We start from the raw sequence: 23,554 nt of genomic DNA, 5'->3' as shown, positions 1-23,554 counted from the left end.
CAGCGTGCACTCCAGGACAAGGAGTCACCACAGTGACCGAAGTGTTCGGCCAGGGAACGGGCCATGAACAGGTCGTCTTCTGCCAGGACCAGGCCACCGGCCTGAAGGCCATCATCGGGGTCTACTCGACGGCGCTCGGGCCGTCACTGGGCGGGACCCGCTTCTACCCCTACGAATCCGAAGACGCCGCCCTCGCGGACGTCCTCGCGCTGTCGAAGGGGATGGCCTACAAGAACGCGCTCGCCGGGCTCGACCTCGGCGGCGGCAAAGCCGTCATCATCGGCGACCCCCAGAAGCACAAGACCGAAGCGCTGCTTCGCGCCTTCGGCCGGTTCGTCCAGTCGCTGGGCGGCCGCTACATCACCGCCTGCGACGTGGGCACCTACGTGCAGGACATGGACATCGTCGCCCGCGAATCGGAGTTCGTCACGGGCCGCTCGCCGGAGAACGGCGGCGCCGGCGACTCCTCGGTGCTCACCGCTTTCGGTACCTACCAGGGAATGCGTGCCTCCGCGGACGCCGTCTGGGGCGTTCCGGACCTCGCGGGCCGCAAGGTCGGCGTCGCCGGGGTCGGCAAGGTCGGGCACATCCTCGTCGGGCACCTGATCGAGGCAGGCGCGCAGGTGGTCATCACCGACGTCTCGCCCGCGGCGATCGAGCGCACCCGCGCGGCGTACCCCGGCGTCGAGGTCGTCGCCGACATAGACACGCTGATCCGCACCGAGCTCGACGTTTTCGCGCCATGCGCGCTGGGCGGGGTGCTCACCGACGAGACCGTCGGTGTGCTGCGGTCCAAGATCGTCTGCGGCGCGGCCAACAACCAGCTCGCACACCCGGGCGTCGGCAAGCAGCTCGACGACCGCGGCATCCTCTTCGCGCCGGACTACCTGGTCAACGCGGGTGGCGTGATCCAGGTCGACGACGAGCGGCACGGTTTCGACTTCGCGCGCGCCAAGCGCAAGACGACGGCCATCTTCGACACCACCAAGGCGGTGTTCGCGCTGGCCAAGGCCGACGGTGTGCCGCCGTCGACGGCGGCCGACCGGCTGGCCGAGCGCCGGATGGCCGAGGTCGGCGGACTGCGGTCGATCCTGACGGTGTAGCTCTCGCGTCCGGTAACGCCATGAAAGGTCCTTTCCTTGCAAATTTCGCAAGGAAAGGACCTTTCATGGCACTTGCCGTGGGTCGGCAGGGTGCGAGAACTCAGCCGCTCTTGCGACGGAAGGTGCGCTTGTTCGCGGCCGGACCGTGCGCGTGCAGGTTCTTCCCGCCGCCGTTCTCGTGCGCCGAGCCCGAGCGGGCCTGGGCCTGCTTGCGCTCCAGGGCCTCGCGGAACTTGCGCTTGGTGTCGTCCTCTTCGCCATCCGCTGGGGACGGTGCCGGTTCAGTCATTGCTACCTCCGAGGTGACGACATGTGACGTTCTCACCCTGTCAGGAACCGACCGGCTTGGCGAGTCGATTTACGTCACCTGGGCGGCGTGGGCAGCTGGACCGGGCCGCCGAAGCGGACCCGGTCGCGCAGCAGCGGCCGCCAGCAGTGGTCGCACAGCAGGATCGGCTTCAGCCGGTTACCGCAGTCCACGTGGTCGAGCGTGATGTCCGGCTCCTGACCCGGGACCTCGAAACCCCGCGACCACTCGGCGATGAAGGCCAGCGCGGGGAAGAACGCGAGCCCTTTCGCCGTCAGCCGGTAGTCGTGCGCGTCGGTGCGGGTCTTCGCGGTCCCGGTCCGCAGTACGCCGACGTCCACGAGCTTCGACAGCCGTCCCGAAAGCACGCTCGGTCCGATGCCGAGTTCGCGTTCGAACTCCGAGAAGTGCCGAGCCCCGAGCAGCGCGCTCACCACGAGCCCGGTCGACCACCGGTCTCCGAGGAGCTCCATGGTGTCGGGGAAGAACATCAGCGGATCGCCCGCGAGGGATTCGGCGTCCTTGCGGCGAAAGCGTTTCGACGCCGTCGCTTCGACGACGCCGGTGTCGTCGAGCCGTCGCGCGCGGACGTCGCGGGCGTCGACCCGCCGTTCGCAGGAGGCGCAGCCGAGCGGCGCCGAAGTGGCCAGCTCGCAGTCGAGGTGGATCAGCGTCGGCAGCACGGCGCGCCGTCCCTCGACCCATTCCCGTTCCCAGGCCCAGATCGAGATCAGCAGCGGCCACAGGTCGAGGCCGCGTTCGGTGAGCCGGTACTCGTGCCGCGTGCGGCGCGCGTCCCGGTACGGCGTGCGGACGAGCACGCCCGCCTCGACCATCGCGCGCAGCCGCCCGGACAACGCGGTGGGGGAGATACCGAGCCGCAGCCGGAGTTCCTCGTAGCGGCGGAACCGCAGGAAGAGGCTCTGCAGGATCAGCAGGGTCCACTGGTCCCCGAGCAGTTCGAGCGCGTGGCGCAGTGGATCGCCCGCCGGCCGGACGCGCTGCGCCGTCGCCTCTGTCACGTGGTTCCTTCCGAGGGGGTGTCGCTGTCAGCGTACTACTGACTACAGCAGTAGAAGCCTATTGACACCTGACTACAGCAATCGTAGTGTCTCGGCCATGGCCAGTACCTCCGAACAGCCGGTGCTGGTGGCAGCCGCCGCCGGCGAAGCCGAGGTCAACCCGTATCTGATGGGCGTCTACGCCCCGGTCGGGGAAGAGATCGACGCGAGCGATCTCGAGGTCATCGGCGAGATCCCCGCGGATCTGAACGGCGTGTACCTGCGCAACGGGCCCAACCCCCGGTTCAAGCCCGAAGGGCGCTACCACTGGTTCGACGGCGACGGCATGATCCACGCCGTCCACCTGGAGAACGGCAAGGCCCGCTACCGCAACCGCTGGATCCGCACCAAGGCCTTCGAGGCCGAATCCGCGGCGGGCAGGGCGCTCTGGAAGGGCGTCATGGAATCGCCCAAGGGCAACCCGTTCGGCAACACGCACGGCCTGAACGTCAAGGACAGCGCCAATACCGACCTGATCTTCCATCGCGGCAAGGTGCTCTCCACCTGGTACCTGTGCGGCACGCCGTACGCGGTCGACCCGCTGTCGCTGGAGACGCTGGGCGCGGAGGACTTCCTCGGCACACTGGCCGGCGACATGATGGCGCATCCGAAGGTCGACGAGCGCACCGGCGAGATGTTCTGGTTCGACTACGGGCCGCGGCCGCCGTACCTGCGTTACGGCGTGATCAGCGCGGACGGCAAGGTCGCGAGCACGACCGAGATCGAACTTCCCGGCCCGCGCCTGCCGCATGACATGGCGATCACCGAGAACTACGCGATCCTGATGGACTTGCCGCTGGTCCAGGACATGGAGGCGGCTCGTAACGGACGGCACAAGCTGCTCTTCGACCGTTCACTGCCGAGCCGGTTCGGGGTGCTTCCTCGCTACGGTAACGGTAGCCAGATCCGCTGGTTCGAAGCCAGCCCCTGCTACATCTACCACGTCGTCAATTCCTGGGAGCAAGGCGAGGAAATCGTCCTCGACGTCTGCCGCGTGCAGCGGCCGCATGATCAATTGGCCACCCCGGCAGCCGACGCGCACACCCCGCTCGCCAAGATGCTGTCGTACCTGCGGCTGGACGCTTCGCTGCACCGCTACCGGTTCAACCTGCGGACCGGGCAGTGCCTGGAGAACCAGCTCGACGACGACAACACCGAATTTCCGTCCGTCGACTCGAGGGTGGTCGGCGGCCGGAATCGCTTCTCCTACGCGGTGCACATCTCGCCGGATTCGACGCTCAAGTTCGACGGCTTGGTGTGCTACGACAATCGTGCCGACGTCAAGACGGAACACCGTTTCGGTCCTGGCCGGTGGGGCAGTGAGGCGCCGTTCGCACCTCGCGACGGAGCGGCCGCCGATTCCGACGACGGCTATCTGGTGACCTTCGTCCAGGACGAGCGTGAGGGTCGCTCGGAGCTGGACGTCTTCGACGCCGCCGATCTCGCTGCCGGACCCGTGGCCAGGGTCCTGTTGCCCCAGCGTGTCCCGCTCGGTTTTCACGCTACCTGGGTCCGGGCGGACCAGCTGGAACCTTCCCGTACCCGATGATCCCCTTCGTGCCCGCCCACCGGAGGGGTGTGGGCAGGCGCAGGGCCGGAAAGCCGCGTCCGAGTCGCCCCTTCCAGGGGGTGGGGCGACTCGGGCATGGTGGCCGCCAGGCGACGCCGTACCACTCCGGCGAGTGAGCCGATCGCGGTCGCGGCGGCGAAGACGACCGCGGCGACGCCGGTCTCGGCGGTGAACTGGAGCGCGCCCAGCGTTCCGACGGTGAATCCCGAATGGACACCCCAAGCGATCACCGCCGTCCCGGCGGTCGCGGTCGCGCTCGTCGCGATACCGGTGACGAGTACGACCAAACTCAAAGCCGGCAAGGAAAAGACGTGATGTCGCGCCGAACCGAGGAGCCCGGCCGCCGACGCCGCGGCGACGACGGCGACACATCCGAACGGGAAGCCGAAACACTCGGTTTTCCTCATCCGTCCAGGGAACACCGCGTCACCGGACGGGTCGCGGGCGTGAACGGCTTCCCTACGTCTCCGCCGGGATTCTTGACGGGATCCTGACCCTCAGGCCTTACGCGCGTGCGCGACGATCGCGTCGGCGATCGCGGGCCACAGCTGCCGCGGCAGTTCGTGCCCCATCCCGGGGAGCAGCAGCAGTTCGGCGTCCGGGATCGCTTCCGCGGTCGCCTTCCCGCCGCTGACGTTGATCAGCGGATCGCTCTCGCCGTGGACGACCAGCGTCGGGACCCGGACCTCGCGCAGTTTCGCCGTGCGGTCACCCGAAGCGACGATGGCGGCGGCCTGCCGCAACGCGCCCGCGGGGTGATTCGCCCGGTCGTAGTTCCGGGTGGCCTTCATCCGCAGGAATTCCTCGTCGGACGGGTGACCGGGCGAACCGACGAGCTTGAACCACTCGACACCGTCTTCGATCGCCCGCTCCCGGGTGGCCGCCGGCGGCCGCGTCAGCCCGGCGAGCGCGGCGGGCTCGGGATGCCCGACCGAGGGATCCCCGGTGGTCGACATGATCGACGTGAGGCTGAGCAGTCGCTCCGGCGAGTCGATCGCGAGCTGCTGCACGATCATCCCGCCCATCGACGCGCCGACGACGTGCGCGCGGCCGAACCCGAGCGCGTCGAACAGCCCGGTGACGTCGGCGGCGAGATCCGACAGCAGGTACGGCGCGGAGGTCTGGTCGCCCGCGGCGAGCGCGGCCAGATCCGGCGCGGGGAGATCGTCCAGATAGGACGAAAGGCCGACGTCGCGGTTGTCGAACCGGACGACGTGGAACCCGTCGTCGGCGAGCAGCTCGCAGAAGCCAACCTCCCACGTCACCATCTGGGCCCCGAGTCCCATCACCAGTACCAGCGGCGGATCCGCGGGGGAGCCGAAGGTGTCGTACTCGAGTTCGAGGCCGTTCACACGCGCGCGGGGCATGGCACGATCCTGCCGGAAGCCCCCGCCGTACGACCAGACGAATGCGGATACGGTAGCCCGCATGCCGACTTTCCCCGAAGACGCGGGTTCGCGCCCCAGGTCCCGTGCGGCTTCCGGACGGCCGGCCGTCACCAGGGACCGGATCGTCGACGCCGCGCTGGAGCTGTCGGCCGAGTCGGGCCTGGAGAACTGGACGCTGCGGCAGCTCGCGGCCGCCGTCGACGCCTACCCCGCGGTCGTCTACCACCACGTGGGCGACCGGGACACCGTCGTCGTCGCGGTGCTGGACCGGGTGGTCGGCGAGCTGACCCTGCCCGACGAGACTCTGCCGTGGCGGGAATGGTTCGACGAGTTCCTGCCGACGGTGCGGAGGGTGCTGCGCCGCTATCCCGGTTCGGCGCGGCGGCTGGCCCTGTTCGGGCCGTCGGTCGCCGCCGCCGTGCCGACCATGAACGCCGGCATCGGCCGTCTCCTCGCGGCGGGCTTCGGCACCGAGTCGCCGTTCGCGTACAACCTGCTGCTCGCCACCGCGTGCCAGTTCGTCGCGATGGAGGACGACCGCGAGAGCGCGATGGCGCTCCAGCTCGACCGCTGCGAGGGCTACGCGTCGTACCGCACGCGCGAGGACCTGCCGGGGATGGCGGCGCTGGGCGAGTCGGTTTCGGCGCTGGTCGCGGACCCTGACCTCGCCGCCGGTTACTACGAGCGTCTTTACGACTACGCCGTGCAGCGCTGTCTCGACGGATTGGAACTCAGGCTCACCCAGTTGAACGCTCTCAGAAGTTTGACAGAGCCGTGACAGGGAATCGGCGTAGTGTGGAGGAATACCGGTGCTCGTCACCGGTCCCGAAGCCCCTGGCACCCACCTCCCCCTCGAGGTGCCGGGGGCTTCTCCCTGAGCGATGGCACCGGTGGCGTATCGGCCGGAGTGGTGTCTCAGGTACCTGCCGCAGCATGTGGCGGGAGTTGGTTGCAGGTCCGTGAAGGCCTCCTTGCCTACCCTGAGGGTAGGGAAGGAGGCCTTCACGGACTGTGCGATCGCCATCCGCGGCCCCAGCGACACCATCAGCCCCAGCAGTCACAGCGGCGGCGCGTGAAGGACCCCTTCCCCTCAAGTAGCTGGAGGGGCCTTCATGTACGCACGGCTCCAGTCGCGGGGATAGCCACTCACGATTACCCCAGCCGGCGCCTCAGCCTCGCTGGATCTCGGGGAAGACCTCGCCGACCAGCGTGACCAGTGACTTGCTGAGCAACGTGTGCACCTGCGCGCGATCGAGCGAGCCGCGTACGAGCCATTCGCGGCCCGCCGCCTTGACCATCCCGCCGAACGCGCGGACCAGCGCGTTCAGCTCCTGCCCGTGTTCGCTCTCGCGGGAGAGCCCGACCGCTTCGAGCACCCGGTCCGCCGATTCGCGATCGGCCTCCTCCAGGATCCGTTCGACTTCGAGGTCGCGGCCGATGCCCTCCGGCGCGATCGCGGCCAGCCACATCTTCTCCTGGCTGGTGACCATGTCCAGGAACCAGTCGATCGCGACGTCGGCCCGCAGTTCGAGCGGCCCTTCCGGCAGGATCTCGACGGCGAGCCGCGGCACGGTCAGTGCCCGCCGGATGATCTCCAGATAGAGCTCGCGTTTGGTACCGAAGTAGTGGTTGATCAGCCCCCTGGCGACCCCGGCCTCCGCCGCGATGTCCGAAGTGGACACTTCCGAGTACGGGCGGTCGGAGAAAAGGCGGGCCGCGCAGGCGAAGATCTGCTCCTTGCGTTCGTCCGGTTCCAGTCTCCGCCATCTCGGCGCCGGCTCGGTGGTCATGTGGTCAATCTTCCCACGATCGATTCAGCGGGGCCGGGCAGCGGCCGAATCCCTTTTCGCCGCCGAAAGGCGCTGTGACATCCAAAAGCAAAGTGTCAGTTAATCCGGCGTGTACCGTCTGTTGGCCCGCTGGTCTTTACCGTCTTCATTCAGGTGGCATGCCGTGCGCGCTGTCGGGGCGCGTTTGCCTCCTACCGGCCCGGCCTGGCGAGTAACCCCCCCTAGCTCGCCAGGCCCGGGCCTTCTTCTTGCGGTGAGGGACGTTCGGCGGGCAGAAGCAGCGTGAACGTCGTCGGCGACGGGCTGGTCAGCCGCAACCGCCCGCCCTCCGCCTCGGCCAGGCTCCGCGCCAGCCGCAGCCCGATCCCGTTGCCTTCGTGTTCCTCGGTCCGGTCGGCGGTCGCGAACGGATCGCGACCGTCCGGGATGGCGCCCTCGTCGCTCACGTCGATGGCCAGCGCGTCCCCGGCGTCGCGCGCGAGGACGGAGACCGTGCCGCGCCCGTGGGTCGCCGCGTTGTCCAGAAGCACGGCGAGCACCTGCCGCACCGCCGCGTCCGCCGCCCGCGCCGGGAGGGCCTCTCGTCCGCTGATGCGCAGCGCCCTGCCACGTCCGGCGAGCAGGCCGTGCCAGGTCTGCCGGACCTCTTCGAAGAGTTTGCCCAGGTCGAGCCGCGCTCGCGGGGCCCTGGTCTGCTTGGCCAGCGCCAGCAGGTCGTCGATGGTGCGCTCCAGGCGGTCGGCCGAGGCGATGCCGTCGCGGATCGTCGCGTAGGGGTCGCGATCGGGGCTCTCCAAGGCCGCCTCGAGCTGCAGGCGCAGGCCGGTCAGCGGCGTCCGCAGCTGGTGGGAGGCGTCGGAGGAGAAGGTCCGCTCGCGTTCCAGCGTCTCGCCGATCCGCTCGGACGTGACGTCGAGCGCTTCGGCGACCTGATCGATCTCGCGGACCCCCGTCCGGCGGGCGCGGACGGTGAAGTCGCCCTCGCCGAGGCGTTCGGCGGTGGCGGCCAGTTCCTCCAGCGGGCGCGCCAGCCGGGTGGCGATCCGGCGCCCGATCAGCCAGCTGGCCCCGATCGCGAGCCCGGCGAGCACGATCATCTTGAGCCAGGTCAGCCGGATCTGGGCGTCCAGTTCGGACCGGGGGTGGGCGGCGCGGACCACGCCGACCAGCGACTGTCCGCTGAGCACCGGGACGGCCAGGACGACCTCGTCTTCGCGGGTCCCGGTCGCCATGTCGGTGTAGTGCGCTTCGCGGACGTATCGGTCTTCGCTGGCCGGGCCGTTTCCTGCCAGGAGCCTGCCGGTCGGGGTGTAGACCGCGACCCTGATCCCGCGGATGCGGTCCTTGTCCGGTTTGACCGGCCGGAGTTCCGGGACCCGGCCGTTGGCGAGATCGCCGGTCACGTCGAGCACGACCGTGTCGGCGACCCGTTCGAGGTCGTGGGTCGAGTTGCCCTCGTGGAACCTGGCGACCGCGACGGCCAGCGGTGCCCCGAACAGGGTGATCGCCAGCACCGCGGCCAGCACGGTGAGAGTGACGATCCGGCGGCGCACGGACAGAGTGTGGCCGACGAGCGTGAGGATCACCCACCCGACGCGATATTTTGCCGTCCGTTGACCTGAGATCAAGGCGATGTTGACCCCGTTCGCCTTACCTTGGGGCCATGCGCCGACGTGCCGCCGTCATGGCAGGCCCGGGGCCCGGATCCGTCCCCCTCGTCCGGTTCGCCGTCCCGGGCGAGTGTGTGGCCGTGCTGCCCGCCGGAAGCGGTGACGCCCCCGGCGGAACTTCTGGTGTCGGCATGCTGCTCAGACGCGGCAACCTCTTCGATCACCTCACCGTCGCACGGAACGTCGTGCTGGCGGGACGGCTGGCCGGCCGCTCTCTCCGCGCTGCGGACGACCTGCTCGACCTGGTCGGCCTGGCCGGACGCGGTGACGACTACCCTGGCACGCTGTCGGCGCTGGAAAGCGCGCGTGCCGGAGTCGCCGTCGTGCTGGCCGGAGCCCCTGAGACGGTCCTCGCCGACGAGCCGGCCGGTGAACTCGACGGGCTCGCCGCACTCGAACTGATGGATCTGCTGTGCGCCGTCGCGGCCCGCGGGACGGCCGTCGTCGTGGCGACCCGCGACCCCGAGATCGCGGCGGCCGCGCACCGGATCGTGAGAGTGGCGTGACGGCACCACTGGTCCGCACCGACGAGCTGGCGCACACCTATGGTTCCGGGCTGACCGCCGTGGTCGCCGTGCACGGCGTCACCTGCGAGATCTGCGCGGAGACTCGCGCGGTGGTGACCGGCAGGGCCGGTGCCGGGAAGACCACGCTGCTGCATCTGCTCGCCGGGATGAAGAAACCGACGGCGGGCACCGTCGACTGGCCCGCCTTCGAGCCGTCGCCGCCGGGCCCAGACCTGGTCGGGCTGATGCTGCAGGACGGCGGGCTGCTGCGCGATCTCGACGTCCGGCTCAACGTCGCCCTGCCGCTGGTGCTCGCCGGCCGGACCGGCACCGCGGTCCGCGACGCCGTCGACGGCGCGCTGGAGCTGGTGGGCCTGGCGGGCTTCGCCAAGAAGGCCCCCCGCGACCTGACCGGTGAGCAGATCCGGCTGGCCGTCCTGGCCAGGGCGCTCGCGCCCGCGCCGAAACTGATCCTCGCCGACGACCCGGCGGGCTGGCTCGACCAGCGCGAGGGGGAGCGGCTCCTCGGCAGGCTCCTGGGGGCCGCGGACCGGCTGGGCGCCGGACTGCTGGTGGCCACCGCCGAAGAGGCCCCGGCCGGGCTGTTCGGCGAGCGCTGGGGGATGGTCGACGGGAAGCTGGTGCGGGACCGGTGATCGCGGCGATGGCGTTGTGGGTCGGCGGGATCGCGCGCGTGCGCCCCGCCAGGCTCGGTGTCCCCGCGGCCGGGGTCGCGATCGTGACCACACTGCTCGCGGTGCACGACTGGGCCTGGACCCCGGCACCGCGCTGGATACCCGCGATGGTGCTCGTGGTACTGCTGGCCACCCCCTCGGCGCGGGTGCTGCGGGCGGATCAGGACCTGCTGCGCGCCCGCGGCGCCACCGGCGGGCAGGTATTCGGACTGGCCGCCGCCGAAGCCGCGGCGGCGGGGCTCGCCGGCGGCGTGACCGGGGTGACCCTGTCCCTGGCCTGTGGCTTCTCGGCCGGCACCGGCATAGCGGTCGTCCGGGAAATCGTTCTCTTGCTGGTCGCCGGGCTGCTCGTCGCGGCACTCGCCATCCTGCCCCCGGTGCTGCGCGAGTGGTACTTCGTCCCGGCCGACGGCGGACCGCCCTGGTGGTCGCCCTACGGCATCGACCTCATCCTGCTCGCGCTCGCCTTCGTCTGGCCGCTGTTCGGCTGGGCGGGCGGCACGATGCTGTTGTGGCGGTTGGTGGAGCTGGGTCTGCGCAAGGGGAAGCGGGCGATCGGCGGGATACTCCGGCCGCTCGTTTCGGGGCTCGCGGGCGTGATCGCGCTGTCCATTTCGTGGCGGAGCGCGCTCCTGGCGCGATCGGTGGTGCTGGTCGCGCTGGCGGTGGCGTTCGCCATCTCGACCGCCCTCACCAAGGACGGCTGCGGCGAGGCCGAGGTGGATCTGATCGCGTCCCTGATCCTCGCGGCCGCCGCGGCGGGCCCCTCGTTCGGGGCGGCGCTCAACGAACGTCGCCGCGATCTGCTGATCGTGAGCACGCTCGGCGGGAAACGCCGCCAGGTGGCGGCGTTCATCGCGGGCGACGCGCTGGTGGTCGGCGGCGGTGGCCTGATCGCCGGGCACCTGCTGGGCGTGCTGTTCGTGTTCCTCGCGCAGGTGGAGAGATCACCTTCGCCGCACGGGTACTTCGGGTTGCTGGCGGTGGTGGTGATCGTGTCGTGTGTGGCGGCGTCGGCGCGGATCGCGCAGCTGGCCGCCCGGGACGAGGTCTCCGACCTGCGCGACTACTAGCCGCACTCGCGTGCTCCAACTCCGCACACACGTGTTTGAAGACCGCACTCGCGTGCTTGGAGACCGCACTCATGAGTGCGGTCTCCAAACACGCGAGATCCGGGTTCAAGCACGCGAGATCCGGGCTTGAGCACGCGAGTGCGGTGTTCGCGCTCGGATCCCTAGCCCTCGAAGGGCTGTTCGAGACGGTAGCCGTGGCCGCGCAGCGTCGAAATCCTCGGCGCCTGCTCGGGGGTGGGCGCCGACTCGGTCAGCTTCCGGCGCAGCGCGGCGATGTGGACGTCGAGGGTCTTCGTCGAGCCGTACCAGTGCGCGTCCCACACCTCCGACATCAGCGTGTCCCGGCTGACCGCGACGCCCGGCTGCTCGGCCAACCGGGCGAGCAGGTCGAACTCCTTGGCCCGCAACGAGATCTCCCGTCCGCCGACGCTGACCCGCCGTCCGGCGGTGTCCACCCGCAGATGGCCGATGGCGATCGCGGGCCTGCTCTCCGGCGGAGCCGTCCCGCGCCGCAGATGTGCCCGGACCCTGGCGAGCAGCTCGCCGAGCCGGATGGGTTTGGTGAGGTAGTCGTCGGCGCCGGCCTCCAGGCCGACGACGACGTCCATCTCCTCCTGCCGCGCGGTCAGGATGACCAGGACGGCGCCGGGAAGCTCCGCCCTCAGCCGACGGCAGACCTCGACCCCGTCCAGATCCGGCAGGCCGAGATCGAGCAGGACGAAGTCGATGCCGCCGTCCGCCGCGGCCGCGAGCGCGGTGCGGCCGTCCCGCTGCCAGGAAACCTCGTAGCCGTGCAGGCGGAGAGTCGATTCGAGGACACCGCCGATCGCGTCGTCGTCTTCCACCACCAGCAGTTTCGGCATGCGGGGGAGCTTAACCGTTGAACACTGTTCTTTTCGGGTATGACGTTAGGAACACCACGCATTCCGTAACGGGGCGCTAACGGTTCCTTCGATATGTCCATAAAGGACAGAGCGCGGCCGCGACGAGGCACAGCCAGGCGAACACGTCACCGACACGGCTGTACACGGTCTGTGTTCTCGGCTGCACCGGCAGATCGGCGACGAGCGTCTGCTGATCCGTGCGGTAGTAGTCGGCGTGCCCGAGTACCCGGCCCTGGCTGTCCACAGCTGTGGAATTCCCGTGGGTGGAGTGCCGGAAGAGGGAGTAACCGTTTTCCACCGCGCGGAAGCCCGCCTTCTCAGCGTGCAACGAGCCGAAACCCGGCCAGTCGTTGGCGGGGACGAGCATCAGCGAGGTCCCCTTGTCCGCGGCTTGGCGCATCAGGCCGGGAAAGTCGGCGTCGTAACAGATCACCGCCGCGAGCCGTCCGTACGGCGAATCCGAGGTCGGGACGTTCCCCGGGCCAGGGGGCATCGGCTCCATCGGCGTCGGATGCGTCTTGTCGTAGGTCCACAGCACCTCGCCGGACGGCCCGACGAGCACGGCCACGTTGCGGATGTAGGGAGCCTGCGACGTGTAGAGCGCGTACGCGAGCCCGACGTGGATACCGGCTTGTTTCGCTTGGTCGCCGACCCGCTTCAGCAGCGCCGCCTGATCCCGTTCCAGGACGCGAGCATGAGTTTCCGGCCAGAGCACGATCTTCGCCCCCGCCGACGCCTGCTGCCCGGTCCTCGTCACGAGATCGTCGGTGACCGGCGCGAACGCCGTACCTACCGCGACCGGGTCGGCGGCGGCGACTTCCTCGGCACGCCAATACTTCACGCCGATGCGCTCCAGCGCGTCGGAACTCGACCGGTCCGCCTCGGACGACGGGCTGATCCCCGCGATCCGCACGGTCTCCGTCGTGGGAGCGTCGAACAGCAACCGCGCGCCACCGGCGGCGAACACCACGCCGAGCAGGCACACGTGGACGAGGACCGTGCGCTTGACCGGCTGCCATCCCTCCGACCAGACGGTGTTCGCCACCGAGGCGAACCACGCGAGGACGAAGGTGAGTCCGTACACGCCGGTCACTGACGCCGTCTGGAGCAGGGGCAGGTTCGTGGCCTGGGTGCTGCCGAGCGCGCCGAAGTCCCCGAAGCCGGTGATCACCGTGAAGAGGTACTCGCCCGCGACGAGTGTCACCGGGAAAACCAGTGTCCTCACCGGCCCGGCACGGTCGGCGAGCAGCCGATCGGCCAGGAACGCCGTCGTCTGAAGTACCGCGAGCACGGTGAAGGCGAGCAGCGCGGAGAGCACGAACAGCAGGCCGGTGACCCCGAGCCAGAACAGTTGCCCGATCAGCAGGGACAGGCCGACCATCAGGATCGCGCGCCGGAGCGGGACCAGACGGGCGTAGTGGAGAAGGAAGACCGGGAACACCCATGCCGCGAGCGGGACGTTCCAGTCGGTGTGGACGGCGAGCAGGAGCAGCGCTGTGCCCAGCCACCAGAGCAGCCGTGGTTTCATACCGCGAACGCTAGGAAACCACGGCCGCCCGGACAGCGGACCAAGGGCAGCGAGGGACCCTTACTTTCGTCAGGAAACGTGGTCCCGGTAGGCCTGGACGGTCTCCGCGAGCACCTCGCCACCGGGGCGGCGCCAAAGGTCGGCGTCGAACACCTCGACCTCGATCGGCCCGGTGTACCCGGCGGCCTCGACACACGCCTTCAGATGCCGATGGTCGATCGGGCCGTCACCGGGCAGCGCCCTGCCGAGCAGGGTGTCGGTCAGGGGCACCTTCTGGTCGCAGACGTGGAATCCGGCGATCCGGCCCGCCGCCGCGGCGATCGACTCCTCGATCCGCGGGTCCCACCACACGTGGAACTCGTCGACGATCACGCCGACCTGGTCGGCCGGATGTTCCCGCGCGACCGCCAGTGCCTGGTCCACTGTGGACAGGACCGAGCGTTCGGCGCACTGCATGGGGTGCAGCGGTTCCAGGCCGAGGCGGACCCCGCGCTCACCGGCGTATGGCGCCAGCTCGCCGACCGCGTCCGCGACCCGCTGCCTCGACGACGCCAGGTCGCCGTTCACCCCGCCGACGACCAGGACGAGGACGTCCGCGCCCAGTGCGGCGGCTTCGTCGATCGCCTCCCTGGTCTGCGCGACACCGTCCACAGAGGACCCTTCCGGGGTGATCCCGGTGAAGAAACCACCGCGGCACAACGACGACACGCCGACGTCGTACTCCTTGAGCAGCCGGGCGGTCTCCTCGACACCGGTCTCGGCGACCTTGTCCCGCCACAGGCCGATCCAGCGGACGCCCGCTTCGGCGCAGCCCGCCACGGCTTCCGGCAGCGACCAGGCCTTGGTGGTGATCTGGTTCAGGCTCAACCGGTCCATCAGAGCGCCCCCGCCGCGGCCAGCAGCGGCCGCATCCGCGCGACGGCGAGATCCGGGTCGGTGAGCACCCCCGCGGCGTCCGCCAGGCGCAGCAGCTCGGCCAGATGCGTGATGGAGCGGGCCGACTCGCGGCCGGCGACCATGCGGAAGTGGTCCTGGTGCCCGTTGAGATAGGCGAGGAAGACGACACCGGTCTTGTAGTTCCTGGTGGGCGCCCGGAAGATGGCCCGGCTCAGCGCCACCGTCGGATCCAGCAGGCCGTGGAAGCCGTCTTTGTCGCCTTCGTCGAGCCGGGCGAGCGCGGCGCCGGCGACCTGCGCGACAGCGTCGAAGATGCCCAGGAGCGCCTCGCTGTGCCCCTGGTCGTCCCCGGCGATGAGCTCCGGGTAGTTGAAGTCGTCGCCGGTGTAGCACTTGACGCCGTCGGGCAGCGCGCGGCGGAATTCGGTCTCGATCGAGGCGTCGAGCACCGACACCTTGACCCCGGCGATCACGCCGGCGTGCTCGGCGCAGAGCCTGCCCAGTTCCTTCGCGGCCGCGCGGACGTCGCCGTGGCCCCAGTAGCCCGCCAGCGCCGGGTCGAACTGCTCGCCCAGCCAGTGCAGCAGGACCGGGCGGTCCGCGCCGGAGAGCAGTTTCCCGTACGCGGCATGGTAGTCCGCGGGCCCGGAGGCCGACGCGGCGAGCGCCCGGCTGGCCATCACGACCGGGATCGCGCCCGCCTCGCCGACCAGGTCCAGCTGCTCGCGCCAGGCGTCCACAATGGACTCGACGGTCGCTTCGCCGTGGGGAAGCTGGTCGGTGCCGACACCGGCCACCCACGGCCGTCCGGCGGCGAGTGCGCCGGTGCGCCGGATGAGGTCCTTGGTGGTGGCCCAGTCGAGGCCCATCCCGCGCTGCGCGGTGTCCATCGCTTCGGCGACGCCGAGACCGCAGGACCACAAGTGCTCGCGGAAGGCGAGCGTGGTGTCCCAGTCCAGCGCCGCGCCTTCTTCGGGATCGGCGAGGGCGAGCGGGTCGGCGACCACGTGCGCGGCCGCGTAAGCGATCCGGGAGGTCGGCGGCGTCGCCGGTTTCGCGGGCGTTTCCGCCCCTCGGGGCGTCCACTCCGCCAGTCCGCCGTCGGCGGTGGGCAGGGCGATCAAGGTCATCGGGTCTCCGTGGCGCGGGGGTGAGAAAGCGCTTTCTCGGGCCACGGTAAGTCACCTCGTGGGCCGCACACAAGGGTTTCAGCGAGCGGGGGCGGCGGTGCTGCGGCGCAGGACGACCTCGCCGGACATCCGCACCGTCCGCGGCCGGGTGCCGGGGGAGGCCTTGAGTGCCAGGTCCATGGCCCGTTCGCCCAGCTTCTCCAGCGGTAGCGCGACCGTGCTCAGCGCGGGCGTGAGATCGCGCACTACCGGGATGTCGTCGAAACCGGCGATCGACATCTCGCCGGGTACGGAGACGCCGGCGTCGCGCAGCGCCGACATCGCGCCGATGGCCATCACGTCGGTCACCGCGAACACACACGTCGGCCACTGCTTCCGCGGCCGGGCGAGGACCTTCTCCATCGCCTCGTAGCCGCCGTCGCGGGTGAACGCCGCCTCGAAGACGTCGTCCTCGGCCAGCTCGACACCGTGCTCCAGCAGTTCCGCCGCGAAACCGTCGAGACGGTCCACGACGGTCGTCAGGCCCTTCGGCCCGGCGAGCACGGCGAATCGCCGGTGCCCCAGGTCCAGCATGGCCTTCGCCAGTTCGGCGCCCCCACCGCGGTTGTCGGGCTGGACGGTGTCCACCTTGAGCCCGCGATGCCTGCTTACCGCGGCGACGTGCCCGCCGCCGCGCCGGTACGGCTCGAGTTCGGCGGCCATCGCCTTTTCCCACGCCTTGTCCTCGAACGCGGAACCGATCAGCAGAATGGCCGACGCGCGCTGGGCGCGCAGCGTCGAAACGTAGGCGACCTCCTTGGCCGGATCGCGGAACGTGCTCGCGAGCATCACCAGAAGATCGTTTTCACTCGCCACGCGCATGACCCCGCCGGCGATCGCGGCGAAATACGGATCGCCCACGTCGTGGCAGATCACCCCGACGGTGGGCTGTGAGCCACCGGCCAATGCCTGAGCGTGAGCATTGGGGGTATAGGACAGCTCGGAGGCCGCGGCGATCACTCGTTCGCGGAGATCTCCCCGGACGGTGGCGGTGCCGTTGAGTACGCGGGACGCGGTCGCTAGCGACACGTCCGCGGTGCGCGCCACATCTTCCAGCGTCACGTGGGGGCGGGCCTTCATCGATCCTCCAAGCTGGCGTTTGGGGCATAGTGGCGGGCATGCTCGGCCTTTATCCGGAAATCGAACCTTACGTCCAAGGGATGTTGCCTGTCGGTGACGGCAACGAGATCTATTGGGAGGAGTGCGGCGATCCCGAGGGCAAGCCGGTGATCTTCCTCCACGGTGGCCCCGGTGGCGGTTCGACTCCGAGACATCGCAGACTGTTCGACCCCGACCGATACCGGATCGTCCTTTTCGATCAACGCGGTTGCGGGCGCAGCACGCCGAACTGCGCCACCCCGGAGGCCGATCTTTCGGTCAACACGACGTGGCATCTGGTCGCCGACATCGAGCGCTTGCGCGAGCATCTGGACATCGAACACTGGATGGTCTTCGGCGGCTCGTGGGGGAGTGTGCTCGGGCTGACCTACGCGGAAACCCACCCCGGCCACGTCACGGAACTCGTTCTCCGCGGCGTCGCCACTTTGCGGGTGAAGGAACTGCAATGGCTCTACGGCGGGGGAGCGGCGTTCCTCTTCCCCGAGGCGTGGTCGCGTTTCCTCGCCCCGGTGCCGTATTCGCGCCGCCAGGAGAACCTGATCGAGGTCTACCACGAACTGCTGAGCCATCCGGATCCCGCCGTGCACGGCCCCGCCGCGATCGCGTGGAGCCGCTGGGAGGGGGAGACGGTCAAACTGCGCCCTCAGGACGAAGTGATCGACGCGTTCAGCGATCCTTCGTTCGCCCTCGCGATCGCGCGGATCGAGAACCACTACTTCCGGCATGGCGGCTGGCTGGCCGAAGATCAGCTGCTGCGCGACGCCGGGAAGCTCCGGGACATCCCGTGCGTTCTGGTCCAGGGACGCTACGACGTGGTCACCCCGGCCATCACCGCGTGGGAGCTCAGCCAGGTGCTGCCCACCGCGGAACTGAAGATCGCGGGCGACTCGGGTCACGCGTTCGACGAACCCGGCATCCTGCACGAGTTGATCAGCGCGACCGACCGGTTCGCGTCAGACTGGCAGGACGCCGGTATACGCCAGGACGAGAGGAACTCAGACATGCTTTTCGGTGACGAGCACGTCCGTCGCTACGAAGAGACCGACGGCGAGGTGGGCCACGACTGGGAGAAGGGCGCCCCTTGCCTCATCCTCACCACCAAGGGCCGCAAGACCGGCGAGGACCGCAAGTTCGCGCTGATCTACCAGTTCGACGACGACAACAACCCGGTGATCGTGGCGTCCAAGGGCGGCGCGCCGGAGGACCCGGGCTGGTACAAGAACCTGCAGGCCAACCCCGAGGTCAAGGCCCAGGTCAAGGCGGACAAGTTCACCGCGCGGGCCCGGACGCTGGAGGGCGAGGAGCGCGCGAAGCTGTGGGAGAAGCTCGCCGCCGTCTGGCCGGACTACAACGAGTACGCGAAGAAGACCGACCGTGAGATCCCCGTGGTGGTGCTCGAGCGCGTGTGATCCCCGCCGCGTTCGCGCGTGGTTTCAGCCGAACCCGGGCGGGTTCGGCTACGAATTACGTCCATGGTGCTGAGACCCCGTGAACGCTGGACCGCGCTGAGCCCCGCTTCGGGTGACCTGCTGACGTTCCGCCAGATGATCGCCTTCGGCCGGCGCTTCGCCCGCGCCGGCCGGGGCGCCTGGTTCGCCTTCGCGATCAACGTCGTGTGGCCGTTCCTGGTGCTGTTCACCCGGTTCAGGGTGCGCGGCGGGGAGCACCTGCCCTCGTCGGGCGGTTTCCTGGTGGCGTCGAACCACCTCTCGTTCGCCGACCCGACGACGGTGACCGCGTACTGCCTGGCCCACGGGCGCGTGCCGCGGTACCTGGCGAAGGCGAGCCTGTGGGACGCGCCCGTCATCGGCTCGGTGATGCGCTCGGGCAAGCACATCCCCGTCTACCGCGGCGCGGCCACGGCGTCCGACGCGTACCGCGACGCCGTCAGCGCCGTCCGTGAGGGTGAATGCGTCGTCATCTTCCCGGAGGCGACCTTCACGGATCACCCGGACGGGTGGCCCATGCGCGGCAAGACCGGGATCGCGCGGATCGCGCTGGAGACCGGTGTCCCGGTGATCCCGCTGGCGAACTGGGGCACGCACCACCTGCTGCCGTCCAACGCCGTGCTTCCGCGCGCCTTCCCGCGCAAGACGGTGAACCTGGTCGCCGGTCCGCCGGTGGACCTCTCGGACCTCATGATGCCCTCGCCGTCCCGTGAGGTGCTGGAGGAGGCCACGAAGCGGATCATGACCGCGGTGACCGACCTGCTGATCGAGATCCGCGGCTCGCGCCCCGAGTAGGCAGTCTCACCCTTCGGACCGTCCCGGTGAGGGGTAGGTTTCGGGGTATGAGTGCACACTATGACGTCGTTGTCCTGGGGGCCGGAGTCGGCGGTTACGTGGCGGCGATCCGGGCGTCGCAACTGGGGCTGAGCGCGGCGGTCGTGGAGGAGAAATACTGGGGCGGCGTTTGCCTCAACGTCGGCTGTATCCCGTCGAAGGCGCTGCTGCGCAACGCCGAACTCGCGCACATCGTGACCAAAGAGGCGAAGTCGTTCGGGATCCAGGTCGAAGGGAAGGTCAGCTTCGACTACCAGGCCGCCTTCGATCGCAGCCGCAAGGTCGCGGACGGGCGCGTCAAGGGCGTGCACTTCCTGATGAAGAAGAACAAGATCACCGAATACGACGGGCACGGCACCTTCCTCGACGCCAACACCATCGAGGTCAACGGCGAACGGGTCACCTTCGACCACTGCGTGATCGCCACGGGCGCCACCGCGCGCCTGCTGCCGGGCACCACGCGCAGCGACCGCGTGGTCACCTACGAACAGCAGATCATGGAAAACGAGCTGCCGGAGAGCATCATCATCGCCGGCGCGGGCGCGATCGGCGTCGAGTTCGCCTATGTGCTGCACAACTACGGCGTGAAGGTGACCATCGTCGAGTACCTCGACCGGATGGTCCCGCTCGAGGACGCCGAGGTCTCCGCGGAACTCGCGCGCCGCTACCGGAAGCTCGGCATCGAGGTGCTGACCTCCACCAAGGTCGAGTCGATCGACGACACCGGCTCCGGCGTGCGCGTGACCGTGTCGAAGAACAGCGAATCGCGCGTCCTCGAAGCGGACAAGGTGTTGCAGGCCATTGGTTTCCAGCCGCGGGTCGAGGGCTACGGCCTGGACAAGACCGGCGTGGAACTGACCGAACGTGGCGCCATCGCCGTCGACTCGCGCGGCCGCACCAACGTCCCGCACATCTTCGCGATCGGCGACGTCACCGCGAAACTGATGCTCGCGCACGCGTCCGAGTCCATGGGCGTCGTCGCCGCCGAAACCATCGCGGGTGCCGAGACCATGGAGCTCGACTTCGTGATGATCCCGCGCGCGACCTACTGCCAGCCGCAGATCGCCAGCTTCGGCTGGACCGAAGAACAGGCCCGCGAAAAGGGCTTCGACGTCCAGGTGGCGAAGTTCCCCTTCACCGCCAACGGAAAAGCGCACGGCCTCGGCGAGGCGGTTGGCTTCGTGAAGATCCTGAGCGACGCTACGCACGGCGAGCTCTTGGGCGCGCACCTGATCGGCCCTGAGGTGACCGAACTGCTGCCGGAGCTGACTTTGGCGCAGCAGTGGGACCTGACGGTGCATGAGATCTCGCGGAACGTGCACGCTCACCCGACTTTGGGGGAAGCAGTGAAGGAAGCCGTGCACGGGCTCGCAGGCCACATGATCAACATGTAACTGGCCTCGTGAGTGGTAAGGACGGTTCTAACCGTCCTTACCACTCACGAGCACCTGTACCGCACCGGCGGTCTCGCGTGCTTGTTGGGACGACACGTGTGATCCGGCGGGCGACGCGCGTGACTGGATGGACGACACGCGCGCGACGGGTGTTTCGCCGCGAGTCGTCCGCCTGAACACGCGTGTCGTCCCGTCAATCACGTGTGTCGTCCGTCCAATCACGCGAAACGGCCACCCGCGCACTCGCGAGACGCAGGCGACCAGCGTTGCGAAAGCCACAGCGCAACACCCGGGGCAGCAGGGACCAAGATCGGCCAGGTGGGTCGTGAGTGGCAATAAGGGTTAGAACCCGAATCGCCACTCACGACCCACCGGGCCCAGCGCCCACCGCAGCCCGCCTCCCGCAAGCAGCCGGCGAGCTAAAGCGTGTGGGTGGCGATCAGTTGGCCGATGGCGCGGATGTCCGAACCCCGGAACTCCAGCCGCACGTTCCCCAGCCCGCTGAACCAAAGGTCCAGCTCGGCATCGAGGTCGAAGGTGCCCGCGGTTTCGATCGAGAAGGCCTGGATCCTGTTGTACGGCAGCGAAGTGAAGTCCTTCTTCTTGCCCGTCATGCCCTGGACGTTCACCGCGATCAGCCGCTTGTTCGTGAACACCACGAAGTCGCGCACCGCCTTGAACGACGAGATGATCTCCTCGCCGGGGATGATGATCGGCTGCACCGTCGGCGCGATGTCCTTCGGCTTGCACGGCGTGAGTTTGAAGACGGTGTCCTTGGAGAAGTCAATCATGTAGTCCAACATACGGACGAACGCGACATCGGGACCCGTCCCCGGCTGCGTCCCTCATAATGCCGGGCAACAGGAGGAGGCACGATGAAGCGGCTCACGACGACGCACGAGAGCCTGGCGCTCGGCGTGCCGCCGTCGGCTCCCGGCGCGGTGTTCGCGCTCACGCTCGCGGGCGGCGTGTCCGTCGACCCCGGCGAAGGCGGCGAGATCACTTTCGGACGCAATCGGCCGCAGGTCGACGTCTGTGTGGGGGAAAACGACCTGCAGGTCAGCCGCAGGCACGGGCTGCTGAACTTCACCGACGGGCAATGGTGGGTCAGCAACACCGGCCAGCTGCCCATCCGCTTGCCGAATTCCCGCTGGCTGTCCCGCGGCGAGGAGCCGATCCCCCTGTCGGACGGCTATACACCGCTGTTCGTGCGCGGTTCGGGCAGGCGGGAGCACCTGCTCGAGTTGTACGTCGCGGGGCCCGAGGGAGGGCAGCCTGTCACTCGGCACGACGACGTCACCGTGCCGCCCCGCCGCTGGCGCCTCAGCGCGGAAGAACGCCTGGTCCTGGTCGTCTTCGGGCAACGGTATCTGCTGCACGACCTCAATCCGCAGCCGTTGTCCCGTCAGCAGACGGCCGAGGTGCTCGCCGAACTCCGGCCCGGCGAGACGTGGACCGCCCGCCGCGTCGAGCACGTCGTCATCGACGTCCGGGCGCGGCTGTCCGCCGGCGGCGTTTTCGGGCTGCGGCGAGAAGAAGTCGGCGAGCCGGTCGGCAACGCGTTGAACGACAACCTGTTGCGAGAGCTCGTGCTGTCCACGACCCTCGTCCCGCCGGATCTCGTCCTGCTCGAGGCGCTCGACTAAATGTGTCCATAAAGGACAGTCAGTTCACGCCTTCCATCGCCGCCTTCGCGACGTCGCTTCCCCTGTCCGCCTCGCCCGCGACCTTCACCAGCGCCGCCGTCGCCTGATCCCGGCTCTCTTCGGCCTTCACGCGTCCCGCCGAGGCCGCGTTCACGCCGAAGAAGGCGCCCACCACGGTGCCGATCACCGTTCCCGCCGCGGTGATCACCGCCGTGACGTCGGAGGTGTTCGGGTACCGCCAGACCGCCGCGACCGCGATCACCGCGAGCGCGCTCAGCCCCGCCAGCACCGTCATGAATCCGTAGTTCTTGCTCATGGCCCGCTCCCTTCAGGCTCTTGGCGGCTGCTTCGCCCGAACGGCGCCCATCGTTACGGCGAAAGGCCCGACTGTTATCCGCCGATGCCGAAACGGACGTCGTGTGCCGAGCCCGGCACTACGAATTCCAGGAGCCGTGTGCCCTCTTCGGCGATCGAATCCTGATCCCGCAACGGCTTCCGCGATTCGATCGTCAACGTCGCCCCTTTGATCGCCCAAATGGCCAGGAATTCACCGTCGACGAGCAGGGTGCCCCGGCGGCCGCCGTTTCCCGGCGGCAAGGGCACGCGACGGCCATCGGGGATCACTCGGACGCGGTCGGCGTGGGAGAGCAGGACGTTGTCGTACTCGGGAAGAAACCGGGTCGGCGCCGGGGTTTCCGGGTCTGGCCGCGGGGCGTCGGGAAGGTCGAACAGTTCCTTTCCCTCGGTGTCGCGGAAGGTGATCAGCCGTGGCCGGAGTCGCTCGAAGACCTCCTTGAGCCTGGTGAGCCCCGACCAGACCTGCGCGTCGCGGACGGTCGCCGGGCCGAACGCCTTCAGGTAACGCAGCACCAGGTCGTCGAGGGAGATCCCGGACGTGACCGGCTCACCGACCCACTCTTCGAGCAAGGCGAACGCGGCCGGGCCGGTCTGGCCCCACAGGCCACGCGGGGTCACGTGCGCGAGCGGGAGCAGGCTGTTGACCGCGTACGCGAGAGTCTGCGGGTCGGCGTCGGGCCATCGAGGCGCCAGCGCGGTCCGGATTTCGGCGCGTGTGCGGGGCCGTTCGGCCAGCAGTGCCCGTCCGGCTTCGGCGATCGCGGCGAGGTCGAGTCCGGCGATCTCCCGCGAGTAGTGGCCGAGGAAACCGCGCTCGACCACTGATCTGACGGTCGGCCACAGGGCGAGGCCGTCGGCGGCCGTGACCAGGTGGACCGTGCCGCGCATCAGCGTCGACCGGACGACCTCGCGGGCGGCCAGCGGTTTCGCCAGCTCGTCCACCTGGAAATCCCGCAGTCGTGACCACAGCCCGACATAGGACGAGTCGGGGGCCTGCGCCTGGAGGCCGGCCAGCCGCTCGATCGCGGTCACGGCGGGCAGATCGGCGCGATCGAGCAGGAGCTGCCTGGCCAGCGTCGCGCGGTTGAGGGCCCGTGGGCTCAGCTGATCCATGG

The 23,554-nt window shown here is 69.3% G+C and carries 24 protein-coding genes and 1 pseudogene; 11 read left to right on the top strand and 14 right to left on the bottom strand.

The features are described 5' to 3' along the window. Window positions 1–32 precede the first annotated feature (32 nt). Window positions 33–1,103: a Glu/Leu/Phe/Val family dehydrogenase gene (locus AC0685_RS17560; protein WP_478226468.1), complete on the top strand. Its 1,071-nt coding sequence runs from the start codon at window positions 33–35 to the stop codon at window positions 1,101–1,103. 100 nt (window positions 1,104–1,203) lie between these two features. Here AC0685_RS17560 and AC0685_RS17555 read toward each other — a convergent pair whose 3' ends face one another. Then, window positions 1,204–1,392: a DUF5302 domain-containing protein gene (locus AC0685_RS17555; RefSeq protein WP_005162443.1), complete on the bottom strand. Its 189-nt coding sequence runs from the start codon at window positions 1,390–1,392 to the stop codon at window positions 1,204–1,206. A gap of 74 nt (window positions 1,393–1,466) precedes the next feature. Next, complete coding sequence (locus AC0685_RS17550) at window positions 1,467–2,432, bottom strand: winged helix-turn-helix transcriptional regulator (RefSeq protein WP_478226467.1); 966 nt, start codon at window positions 2,430–2,432, stop codon at window positions 1,467–1,469. A 97-nt stretch (window positions 2,433–2,529) separates the two neighbouring features. On the opposite strand from AC0685_RS17550, the gene AC0685_RS17545 reads away from it, so the two are divergent. Beyond that, on the top strand, window positions 2,530–4,020 hold the full coding sequence (locus AC0685_RS17545; protein WP_478226466.1) for a carotenoid oxygenase family protein: 1,491 nt from the start codon (window positions 2,530–2,532) through the stop codon (window positions 4,018–4,020). Here AC0685_RS17545 and AC0685_RS17540 read toward each other — a convergent pair. Next, window positions 3,969–4,448, bottom strand: coding sequence for a hypothetical protein (locus tag AC0685_RS17540; RefSeq protein ID WP_478226465.1), 480 nt, complete (start codon window positions 4,446–4,448; stop codon window positions 3,969–3,971). The two genes, AC0685_RS17545 and AC0685_RS17540, sit on opposite strands and share 52 nt — an antisense overlap. Window positions 4,449–4,538: 90 nt before the next feature. Then, window positions 4,539–5,408, bottom strand: coding sequence for an alpha/beta fold hydrolase (locus AC0685_RS17535; RefSeq protein ID WP_478226464.1), 870 nt, complete (start codon window positions 5,406–5,408; stop codon window positions 4,539–4,541). A gap of 61 nt (window positions 5,409–5,469) precedes the next feature. Between AC0685_RS17535 and AC0685_RS17530 the strand changes: the two genes are divergently transcribed. Then, the gene (locus tag AC0685_RS17530) at window positions 5,470–6,207 is read left to right on the top strand and encodes a TetR/AcrR family transcriptional regulator (RefSeq protein ID WP_478226463.1); all 738 of its coding nucleotides are present in this window, start codon (window positions 5,470–5,472) and stop codon (window positions 6,205–6,207) included. Between the two features lie 391 nt (window positions 6,208–6,598). On the opposite strand, the gene AC0685_RS17525 is transcribed toward AC0685_RS17530, so the two are convergent. After that, the gene (locus AC0685_RS17525; protein ID WP_478226462.1) at window positions 6,599–7,219 is read right to left on the bottom strand and encodes a TetR/AcrR family transcriptional regulator; all 621 of its coding nucleotides are present in this window, start codon (window positions 7,217–7,219) and stop codon (window positions 6,599–6,601) included. 221 nt (window positions 7,220–7,440) lie between these two features. Beyond that, window positions 7,441–8,805 (bottom strand): sensor histidine kinase, encoded by a 1,365-nt coding sequence (locus AC0685_RS17520; RefSeq protein ID WP_478226461.1) that lies wholly within the window; start codon window positions 8,803–8,805, stop codon window positions 7,441–7,443. A 77-nt stretch (window positions 8,806–8,882) separates the two neighbouring features. Between AC0685_RS17520 and AC0685_RS17515 the strand changes: the two genes are divergently transcribed. From AC0685_RS17515 to AC0685_RS17505, 3 genes are read left to right on the top strand one after another with little or no spacing between them, the layout of a single operon-like run. Then, window positions 8,883–9,395 (top strand): P-loop NTPase family protein, encoded by a 513-nt coding sequence (locus AC0685_RS17515; RefSeq protein WP_478226460.1) that lies wholly within the window; start codon window positions 8,883–8,885, stop codon window positions 9,393–9,395. Next, complete coding sequence (locus AC0685_RS17510) at window positions 9,392–10,051, top strand: ATP-binding cassette domain-containing protein (RefSeq protein WP_478226459.1); 660 nt, start codon at window positions 9,392–9,394, stop codon at window positions 10,049–10,051. Before AC0685_RS17515 ends, AC0685_RS17510 begins: the two co-directional genes overlap by 4 nt. Next, a complete protein-coding gene (locus AC0685_RS17505) occupies window positions 10,048–11,163 on the top strand; it encodes an ABC transporter permease (protein WP_478226458.1) in 1,116 nt (371 codons plus the stop codon). Before AC0685_RS17510 ends, AC0685_RS17505 begins: the two co-directional genes overlap by 4 nt. Window positions 11,164–11,324: 161 nt before the next feature. Here the strand turns inward: AC0685_RS17505 and AC0685_RS17500 are convergent, their stop codons facing one another. The 5 genes from AC0685_RS17500 to AC0685_RS17480 all read right to left on the bottom strand — a co-directional run bounded on the left by AC0685_RS17500 (window position 11,325) and on the right by AC0685_RS17480 (window position 16,721). After that, on the bottom strand, window positions 11,325–12,026 hold the full coding sequence (locus AC0685_RS17500; protein WP_478226457.1) for a response regulator transcription factor: 702 nt from the start codon (window positions 12,024–12,026) through the stop codon (window positions 11,325–11,327). A gap of 76 nt (window positions 12,027–12,102) precedes the next feature. Continuing rightward, window positions 12,103–13,575 (bottom strand): apolipoprotein N-acyltransferase, encoded by a 1,473-nt coding sequence (locus tag AC0685_RS17495; RefSeq protein WP_478226456.1) that lies wholly within the window; start codon window positions 13,573–13,575, stop codon window positions 12,103–12,105. Between the two features lie 69 nt (window positions 13,576–13,644). After that, window positions 13,645–14,451, bottom strand: coding sequence for a sugar phosphate isomerase/epimerase family protein (locus AC0685_RS17490; RefSeq protein WP_478226455.1), 807 nt, complete (start codon window positions 14,449–14,451; stop codon window positions 13,645–13,647). Then, complete coding sequence (locus tag AC0685_RS17485) at window positions 14,451–15,602, bottom strand: dihydrodipicolinate synthase family protein (protein ID WP_478226454.1); 1,152 nt, start codon at window positions 15,600–15,602, stop codon at window positions 14,451–14,453. Before AC0685_RS17485 ends, AC0685_RS17490 begins: the two co-directional genes overlap by 1 nt. 78 nt (window positions 15,603–15,680) lie before the next feature. Beyond that, window positions 15,681–16,721 (bottom strand): LacI family DNA-binding transcriptional regulator, encoded by a 1,041-nt coding sequence (locus AC0685_RS17480; protein WP_478226453.1) that lies wholly within the window; start codon window positions 16,719–16,721, stop codon window positions 15,681–15,683. 38 nt (window positions 16,722–16,759) lie between these two features. On the opposite strand from AC0685_RS17480, the pseudogene pip reads away from it, so the two are divergent. From pip to lpdA, 4 genes and pseudogenes are all read left to right on the top strand, one after another. Continuing rightward, a pseudogene (gene pip, locus AC0685_RS17475) lies at window positions 16,760–17,698 on the top strand (prolyl aminopeptidase); the annotation flags it as partial. A gap of 63 nt (window positions 17,699–17,761) precedes the next feature. Next, entirely contained in the window at window positions 17,762–18,169 is a 408-nt protein-coding gene (locus AC0685_RS17470; protein ID WP_425342037.1) for a nitroreductase family deazaflavin-dependent oxidoreductase, read from the top strand. A 63-nt stretch (window positions 18,170–18,232) separates the two neighbouring features. Beyond that, window positions 18,233–19,003 carry a lysophospholipid acyltransferase family protein gene (locus AC0685_RS17465; RefSeq protein WP_478226452.1) on the top strand — a complete coding sequence of 257 codons (771 nt, stop codon included), beginning with the start codon at window positions 18,233–18,235 and terminating at the stop codon, window positions 19,001–19,003. Between the two features lie 47 nt (window positions 19,004–19,050). Continuing rightward, entirely contained in the window at window positions 19,051–20,436 is a 1,386-nt protein-coding gene (gene lpdA / locus AC0685_RS17460; RefSeq protein WP_478226451.1) for a dihydrolipoyl dehydrogenase, read from the top strand. Between the two features lie 419 nt (window positions 20,437–20,855). Here the strand turns inward: lpdA and AC0685_RS17455 are convergent, their stop codons facing one another. Further along, complete coding sequence (locus AC0685_RS17455) at window positions 20,856–21,227, bottom strand: PH domain-containing protein (RefSeq protein WP_026467493.1); 372 nt, start codon at window positions 21,225–21,227, stop codon at window positions 20,856–20,858. A gap of 84 nt (window positions 21,228–21,311) precedes the next feature. Here AC0685_RS17455 and AC0685_RS17450 point away from each other — a divergent pair, with 84 nt between their 5' ends. Further along, complete coding sequence (locus tag AC0685_RS17450) at window positions 21,312–22,082, top strand: FHA domain-containing protein (RefSeq protein WP_478226450.1); 771 nt, start codon at window positions 21,312–21,314, stop codon at window positions 22,080–22,082. A gap of 19 nt (window positions 22,083–22,101) precedes the next feature. On the opposite strand, the gene AC0685_RS17445 is transcribed toward AC0685_RS17450, so the two are convergent. Both AC0685_RS17445 and AC0685_RS17440 read right to left on the bottom strand, forming a co-directional pair. Further along, the gene (locus AC0685_RS17445; RefSeq protein WP_478226449.1) at window positions 22,102–22,398 is read right to left on the bottom strand and encodes a hypothetical protein; all 297 of its coding nucleotides are present in this window, start codon (window positions 22,396–22,398) and stop codon (window positions 22,102–22,104) included. Window positions 22,399–22,472: 74 nt separating this feature from the next. Further along, complete coding sequence (locus tag AC0685_RS17440; protein ID WP_478226448.1) at window positions 22,473–23,552, bottom strand: winged helix DNA-binding domain-containing protein; 1,080 nt, start codon at window positions 23,550–23,552, stop codon at window positions 22,473–22,475. Window positions 23,553–23,554 lie beyond the last annotated feature (2 nt).

The sequence above is a fragment of the Amycolatopsis sp. NPDC043889 genome, from assembly GCF_056435645.1.
Note: the sequence above shows the minus strand (reverse complement) of the source record. Positions and strands in the feature narration are given on the sequence as shown.

Coding starts and splice junctions, on each gene's coding strand:
- lpdA (WP_478226451.1), top strand. CDS start 19,051: ATGAGTGCACACTATGACGTCGTTGTCCTGGGGGCCGGAGTCGGCGGT.
- AC0685_RS17445 (WP_478226449.1), bottom strand. CDS start 22,398: ATGAGCAAGAACTACGGATTCATGACGGTGCTGGCGGGGCTGAGCGCG.
- AC0685_RS17555 (WP_005162443.1), bottom strand. CDS start 1,392: ATGACTGAACCGGCACCGTCCCCAGCGGATGGCGAAGAGGACGACACC.
- AC0685_RS17525 (WP_478226462.1), bottom strand. CDS start 7,219: ATGACCACCGAGCCGGCGCCGAGATGGCGGAGACTGGAACCGGACGAA.
- AC0685_RS17490 (WP_478226455.1), bottom strand. CDS start 14,451: ATGGACCGGTTGAGCCTGAACCAGATCACCACCAAGGCCTGGTCGCTG.
- AC0685_RS17495 (WP_478226456.1), bottom strand. CDS start 13,575: ATGAAACCACGGCTGCTCTGGTGGCTGGGCACAGCGCTGCTCCTGCTC.
- AC0685_RS17540 (WP_478226465.1), bottom strand. CDS start 4,448: ATGAGGAAAACCGAGTGTTTCGGCTTCCCGTTCGGATGTGTCGCCGTC.
- AC0685_RS17515 (WP_478226460.1), top strand. CDS start 8,883: ATGCGCCGACGTGCCGCCGTCATGGCAGGCCCGGGGCCCGGATCCGTC.
- AC0685_RS17545 (WP_478226466.1), top strand. CDS start 2,530: ATGGCCAGTACCTCCGAACAGCCGGTGCTGGTGGCAGCCGCCGCCGGC.
- AC0685_RS17450 (WP_478226450.1), top strand. CDS start 21,312: ATGAAGCGGCTCACGACGACGCACGAGAGCCTGGCGCTCGGCGTGCCG.
- AC0685_RS17480 (WP_478226453.1), bottom strand. CDS start 16,721: ATGAAGGCCCGCCCCCACGTGACGCTGGAAGATGTGGCGCGCACCGCG.
- AC0685_RS17500 (WP_478226457.1), bottom strand. CDS start 12,026: ATGCCGAAACTGCTGGTGGTGGAAGACGACGACGCGATCGGCGGTGTC.
- AC0685_RS17440 (WP_478226448.1), bottom strand. CDS start 23,552: ATGGATCAGCTGAGCCCACGGGCCCTCAACCGCGCGACGCTGGCCAGG.
- AC0685_RS17455 (WP_026467493.1), bottom strand. CDS start 21,227: ATGATTGACTTCTCCAAGGACACCGTCTTCAAACTCACGCCGTGCAAG.
- AC0685_RS17465 (WP_478226452.1), top strand. CDS start 18,233: ATGGTGCTGAGACCCCGTGAACGCTGGACCGCGCTGAGCCCCGCTTCG.
- AC0685_RS17485 (WP_478226454.1), bottom strand. CDS start 15,602: ATGACCTTGATCGCCCTGCCCACCGCCGACGGCGGACTGGCGGAGTGG.
- AC0685_RS17470 (WP_425342037.1), top strand. CDS start 17,762: ATGCTTTTCGGTGACGAGCACGTCCGTCGCTACGAAGAGACCGACGGC.
- AC0685_RS17535 (WP_478226464.1), bottom strand. CDS start 5,408: ATGCCCCGCGCGCGTGTGAACGGCCTCGAACTCGAGTACGACACCTTC.
- AC0685_RS17530 (WP_478226463.1), top strand. CDS start 5,470: ATGCCGACTTTCCCCGAAGACGCGGGTTCGCGCCCCAGGTCCCGTGCG.